Genomic DNA, 6,000 nt, shown 5'->3' with positions numbered 1-6,000 from the left:
GCTGTATTGCTCGTTTTGTGTCTTCATCCTTCTATTTGCATTAAAACACAAAGCTCATCTTTTTATTTATTCCCCACAACTTTTCCGATTGATCCCTAACCGCTCTGGCGACAATACGGACTAGCGCAGCAACACAGCGCCAAAAGGCACAAAAAAAGAGGAACACTTTTCTGCATTCCTCTTTGGGTGGGCGGTGAGGGAGTCGAACCCCCGACCCTCTGGGTGTAAACCAGATGCTCTGAACCAACTGAGCTAACCGCCCGATTTTATAGTTGAACGTTTCTCCTTTTGAGCCGGAGCGGCTGTTATAACGAAAACGAGTTTCGTTTGGTGGGCGGTGAGGGAGTCGAACCCCCGACCCTCTGGGTGTAAACCAGATGCTCTGAACCAACTGAGCTAACCGCCCGATTTCATAGTTGAACGTTTCTCCTTTTGAGCCGGAGCGGCTTTTTATAACGAAAACGAGTTTCGTTTGGTGGGCGGTGAGGGAGTCGAACCCCCGACCCTCTGGGTGTAAACCAGATGCTCTGAACCAACTGAGCTAACCGCCCTTTTTCTTTAGAACGTCTCTCCTTTCCGGAAAGGCGATGCAAATATATATCCTTTTTTGATCTGGAAAAAGAAATTGCAAAAAATTTAAGAAAAATAATCCGCCACAACAAAAGTGCTTCCGCCAATAAACACAAGATCACGAGGTTGAGCAATTGATAAAATTTTGGCTACGGCTTGCTTTACATTCGGGATCACCTCGCCTTTCAATCCAAGCTGCCCGGCTTTGCTGGCTAATTCATGTGCATCGAGTGCCCGGGGAATGTTTGCTTGAGTAAAAACATAGTGCGCTTCATGGGGCAACAAAGCCAATACGTGATCCACATCTTTATCACTCACCATACCAATTATCATATACAGTTTCTGCCAGGCGGTTTGCCGGATTTGCTCAACCAGCTCTCTAATGCCTGCCTCGTTATGTCCGGTATCACAAACCACCATCGGGTTTGCGCCAACAACTTCCCAGCGTCCGCGCAAGCCCGTATTTTCTTTCACCTTACGCAGTCCCTGATAGATGGCTTCCAGACCGATTTTCCAGCCTGCTTTGGCCAAAATTTCGGAGGCTTTCAGCACACCGGCAACATTATGCTTTTGGTAGCTTCCCAAAAGATCAGTCTTCAGTCCTTCGTAATAAAGCCGCCCGTTTTTATGAAAATTGAAATTCTGCTGTCCTCCGGGCAACATCGTACTATACGATGCCGTGTATTCCTGATCTGCAAAATAAATCGGTGCATTTTCAGCCATTGCCTTCTCTGTAAAAACAGTATTGTATTCCGGGTTGCTTTCTGAGATAACAACCGGAACTCCGGCCTTTATGATCCCGGCTTTTTCGGCTGCGATCTGTGAAATCGTATTGCCCAGTAAAGCAACATGATCTAAACTGATATTGGTGATAAGCGACAGCTCAGGAGTGATAATGTTCGTCGAATCCAGCCGCCCGCCCAGGCCCACTTCAATCACAGCAACATCAACCTCCATCAACCGAAAATACCAAAAGGCCATGGCCACGGTAATTTCGAAGAATGAAGGCTCCAGACAAGCCGTCTTATTAATGCGATCAAAGCTGTCTACAAAGTCGACCACCGCCTGCTCACTAATCACATCGCCATTAACGCGGATGCGCTCGCGAAAATCGACCAGATGCGGCGAAGTATACAGCCCAACTTTATAGCCAGCTTCCTGCAACACCGATGCCAGCATGTGCGACACCGATCCTTTACCGTTGGTTCCGGCAACGTGAATCGATTTAAACGAACGGTGTGGATGCTCGTAAATTTCATCCAAAACCAAGGTGTTTCCAAGGGTATTTTTGTACGCGGCTGCCCCTGTACGTTGAAACATAGGCAGCTGACTATATAAATAGTCTAAGGTTTCCTGATAACTTCTCATTTGTTTTTCAATCTTCAAACATACTTGCCAACACTTGTCAATAACTACTGGACATCTTTTGTCCGTTTGGCGCAAACCGAGCCATTATTTTTTGCTACATTGTAAGCATAGTCACTAAAACTGATGCTTATGGCAGGCCGCAAACAAACTAAGATCTTCGTGTTGGATACGAATGTGATCCTGCACGACCACAACTGTATTTACCAGTTCAAAGATAATGATATCGTCATTCCGTTGACGGTTTTGGAAGAACTGGATAAATTTAAAAAGGGGAATGACCCCATTAATTTCCAGGCGCGCGAGTTTGTACGTGTATTGGACGATATCGTTGGAGAACAACTATTTAATGGCGGTATTAAGCTGAACCCGGAATCCGGCAAACTGATCATCGCCACCGGCAAACCGTTCTCCGACACCATGAAACAATCTTTTAAGGAAGATATTCCCGATCACCGCATTTTGGCTGTCGCCGAATTTTACACGCATGAAAATCCGAAGCGCAAAACCATACTGGTAACCAAGGACATCAACCTTCGGATGAAGGCCAAGTCGTTGGGTATCGTTTCCGAAGATTATGAAAATGATAAAATTAAGGACCCCGAGGTTTTTGAAAAATCGATTCTTGAAATCGAAGGATACAGCGACGGGCTGATCGAAAAAATTTATAACGAGGGAGCCATCAGCCTGGCTGACTCCACCCTGCCGGATGCGCCTATCCCGAATAAATATTACATTTTTAAAGGAAATAAATCCAGTGTGTTGGCGCGCTACGAAGCCTCAACCAACCGCATTGTCCGGGTGGAGAAAACTGTTGCGTACGGCATCAAACCACGAAATGCAGAGCAGACCTTCAGTCTGAACTCGCTTTTAAACCCCGACATAAAACTGGTATCGCTAAGTGGTAAGGCCGGAACCGGAAAAACACTCTTGGCTCTTGCTGCGGCCATGGAGCAACACAAGCAGTACGACCAAATTCTGCTGGCCCGTCCCATTGTTGCCCTGAGCAACCGCGACCTGGGCTTCCTCCCCGGCGATGCCGAAGAAAAGATCAGTCCGTATATGCAACCGCTGTTCGACAACCTTTCAGTCATCAAACATGCCTTCAACCCACGAAGTCAGGAATACCAAAAGATTGATGAACTACTGAAAGAACAACGTCTGATCATCACCCCTTTGGCCTATATTCGCGGACGAAGCTTATCGAATGCCTTCTTTATTGTTGATGAAGCACAAAACCTGACCCCACACGAAATTAAAACCATCATCACCCGTGCCGGCGAAGGAACAAAGATGGTGTTCACCGGCGACCTGCAGCAAATTGATTCGCCCTACCTGGATATGAAATCCAACGGGCTGGCCTACATGACCGACCGTATGCGCAAGCAGGAGTTGTTCTCGCATGTAAACCTGGTGAAAGGAGAACGAAGCTACCTGGCCGAACTAGCCAGCGACCTACTTTAAATCCACATATTAAATCTGCATAAAAAAGCCCGGTCTCAAAAACTGAAACCGGGCTTTTTCATGCTATTTACGCTGTGGCTATTTTCCTCTGCTTCTACCGGAACGGCTTTCACTTCCTGAACTTGCCTTCTGCTGGCTACGGCTGCTCGATGCTTTACGAACCACGGATGAACCGGACGAACGAGAGTTGCTGCGAACACTGGTGCTTTTACCGGTACTTTTCGTCGACTTTGAACGAGACTCAACCTTTCGGCTTTGCGCCGGTTTGTAAACCGAACTGCGTGAACCAGATGAAGAGCTGCTACTTTTCACCTGCGTTTGACGGCTGGACGGTGCTTTATAAGCGGAATTACTTCCTGATGAACGGTTGCTGCGCTGATAAGATGAGCTACCCGTTGCTGAAGACTTGGTTGACTGCGGACGGCTGTAAGCGGAACCATTGCTTTGGCTTCGCGAACCACTGCTTTTGTTGTAACCGCTACCGCGTTGCCCCGCTGCCGGTTGCGTTGTCACCGAACGGCTACTCCTGGTGGTACTCTGCTTGTTATTGTTATAACGGTTCGCCGACGAATTGCGCTGCACATTTCCGGAGCGGGTACCACTCTGAGAAACAGACTGACCGGAAGAACGACGCCCGACACGCTTGTCGGTTACCGAACGACTTCTGTTCATATCGTACTTGTTCTTGTAGTTTGAATTTCGACTCGAAAATGACGAATTAGGATGACGGCTGCCATAGTCGTTTCGCCGTACCAAACGTTGCACCTCAACAGCACGAGGATTGCGACGCACATTACTGTAGTGATAGTTGTGAACATGATAATCGACATGACTATGCAGATATCGGTGATACTTAAAAGTCGTCAAACAATGATACGGACGGTAGCGTCGCGGATAATAGCCCCAGTAGTAGGGCGAATGCCAAACAACATAAGTTGGGCGCACAAACCAACTGAAGATTATCGGAATACGGGCATAAGCCGGTTCAACGATGTAATTTGGTCCGTAAATATAGGGATCGCCAACAACTTGCACATAAAAGCCACCCCGGTTATTTCGCTCCACATCAATGGTTGCAACATCCTGAAAAACATTCCGGTCGAGCACCGCCTGAATGGTCACCAGATGAAAGCCGTTTTCGCGAACTTCAACAACCCGTAAGTAATCTACATAACCATCCCGGTTTAAATCCAGGTTCGAAATCTGAGCCCGCGGATCATTCAACCGATTTTCAAAATCCTCTAAATCTTGCGATTCACCAAAGATATAGGAAACCGCCTCCAGGTCTAAGTTATCGCTGATGTCGTAGCCCACAGCACGAACGTTGTAGTTCGCCCGGGCATCAACAGCACTGATCGAAATGATCGCTATCAGTAGTATAATTAATCGTGTTTTCATGATGAATCGTGTTTTTTAAGATGAATAATTCAGCCTGATCACCCGAACGTCAACCCGACATTCAGGAAGATCCGATAAAGTGCCTATTCGAAATTTTCGAACATGCACGCCACTTGTTATTTTTAAGAACGCAGAGAAATTAATTTCACAATAAACCAAATGACAAAATCCGTACCCTTTCTTGCATGGCCGGCAAAATAGCTTGCCTTACAAGGCCAATTCATCGACGAAAACACCCGAACACACGGCAAAAAAATAACACGCACTACGCATCATAAACAACCAATTACACCTCGAATGCACACTTGAAAAATCTTTTCAAATAAAATAACACCCAAAATTTGCAGGGAAGTAATGTTTGAATGACTTTTGAGAAAACTTTATCAATATGGATTTACAAAATATTACTGGTGCAATAGCCGAAATTGCCCAAAGCGCGGGTCAGTTTATTCGGGCAGAACGTTCAAAAATAAGCAACGACGATATTGAGCTAAAAGGCAAAGCGAGCCTGGTTACTTATGTCGACAAGGAAACCGAAAAGATGATTGTGAACAAACTGCGGCAGCTACTGCCCGAAGCCGGTTTCATTACCGAAGAAGGAACAGCCGGCGAAAGTGGTGAAGAATACAAATGGGTGATCGACCCGTTGGATGGAACAACGAATTTCATTCATGGCATTTTCCCGCACTCTGTTTCCATTGCCTTAACGCAGAATAATTCCCCGGTAGCCGGCGTGGTCTATGAGATTGGCCAGGACGAACTGTTTGCTGCCTGGAAAAACGGCGGTGCTTATTTGAATGGAGAATCGATTTCAGTATCAAAATCTTCGAAACACGAAGATGTACTGCTGGCAACCGGATTCCCATATTACAATTTCGAAAAGCTGAATGAATATTTGAAGGTGCTGGAGTTTTTCATGATCGAAACCCGAGGCATGCGTCGCATGGGATCGGCCGCTGTTGACCTGGCTTATGTTGCCTGTGGTCGGTTCGACGGCTTCTTTGAGCATGCACTACACGCCTGGGATGTTGCGGCCGGGGTATTACTGGTGCAGGAAGCCGGGGGCAAGGTAAGCGATTTTAAAGGTGGCGACAACTACTTGTTCGGCAAGGAACTGGTTGCCGCCAACGCCGGTTACTTTCCGGCATTTTTTGCAAAAATTAATCAATATCTGGGCTAAGTTTTACAACACCATTCTTGGGC

General features: G+C 46.6%; 4 protein-coding genes and 3 tRNA genes. 2 read left to right on the top strand and 5 right to left on the bottom strand.

What is annotated here, in order from left to right:
- Positions 1-187: 187 nt before the first annotated feature.
- The 4 genes from C8N47_RS17665 to C8N47_RS17650 form a co-directional block, all read right to left on the bottom strand.
- Positions 188-262: transfer RNA gene (locus tag C8N47_RS17665), tRNA-Val, on the bottom strand.
- 66 nt (positions 263-328) lie between these two features.
- Positions 329-406: transfer RNA gene (locus C8N47_RS17660), tRNA-Val, on the bottom strand.
- 67 nt (positions 407-473) lie between these two features.
- Positions 474-551, bottom strand: a tRNA-Val gene (locus C8N47_RS17655).
- An 85-nt stretch (positions 552-636) separates the two neighbouring features.
- Positions 637-1,938, bottom strand: coding sequence for a bifunctional folylpolyglutamate synthase/dihydrofolate synthase (locus C8N47_RS17650; protein WP_107823902.1), 1,302 nt, complete (start codon positions 1,936-1,938; stop codon positions 637-639).
- 129 nt (positions 1,939-2,067) lie between these two features.
- On the opposite strand from C8N47_RS17650, the gene C8N47_RS17645 reads away from it, so the two are divergent.
- The gene (locus tag C8N47_RS17645; protein WP_107823903.1) at positions 2,068-3,399 is read left to right on the top strand and encodes a PhoH family protein; all 1,332 of its coding nucleotides are present in this window, start codon (positions 2,068-2,070) and stop codon (positions 3,397-3,399) included.
- A gap of 78 nt (positions 3,400-3,477) precedes the next feature.
- Here the strand turns inward: C8N47_RS17645 and C8N47_RS17640 are convergent, their stop codons facing one another.
- On the bottom strand, positions 3,478-4,797 hold the full coding sequence (locus C8N47_RS17640; protein WP_107823901.1) for a hypothetical protein: 1,320 nt from the start codon (positions 4,795-4,797) through the stop codon (positions 3,478-3,480).
- Positions 4,798-5,185: 388 nt separating this feature from the next.
- Here C8N47_RS17640 and C8N47_RS17635 point away from each other — a divergent pair, with 388 nt between their 5' ends.
- Complete coding sequence (locus tag C8N47_RS17635; protein ID WP_107823900.1) at positions 5,186-5,977, top strand: inositol monophosphatase family protein; 792 nt, start codon at positions 5,186-5,188, stop codon at positions 5,975-5,977.
- Positions 5,978-6,000 lie beyond the last annotated feature (23 nt).

Source organism: Mangrovibacterium marinum, from assembly GCF_003046625.1.
Taxonomy (GTDB): Bacteria; Bacteroidota; Bacteroidia; order Bacteroidales; family Prolixibacteraceae; genus Mangrovibacterium; species Mangrovibacterium marinum.
The sequence above is the reverse complement of the archived record's forward strand: the minus strand, read 5'-3'. Positions and strand labels throughout refer to the sequence as shown.

Coding starts and splice junctions, on each gene's coding strand:
- C8N47_RS17645 (WP_107823903.1), top strand. CDS start 2,068: ATGGCAGGCCGCAAACAAACTAAGATCTTCGTGTTGGATACGAATGTG.
- C8N47_RS17635 (WP_107823900.1), top strand. CDS start 5,186: ATGGATTTACAAAATATTACTGGTGCAATAGCCGAAATTGCCCAAAGC.
- C8N47_RS17650 (WP_107823902.1), bottom strand. CDS start 1,938: ATGAGAAGTTATCAGGAAACCTTAGACTATTTATATAGTCAGCTGCCT.
- C8N47_RS17640 (WP_107823901.1), bottom strand. CDS start 4,797: ATGAAAACACGATTAATTATACTACTGATAGCGATCATTTCGATCAGT.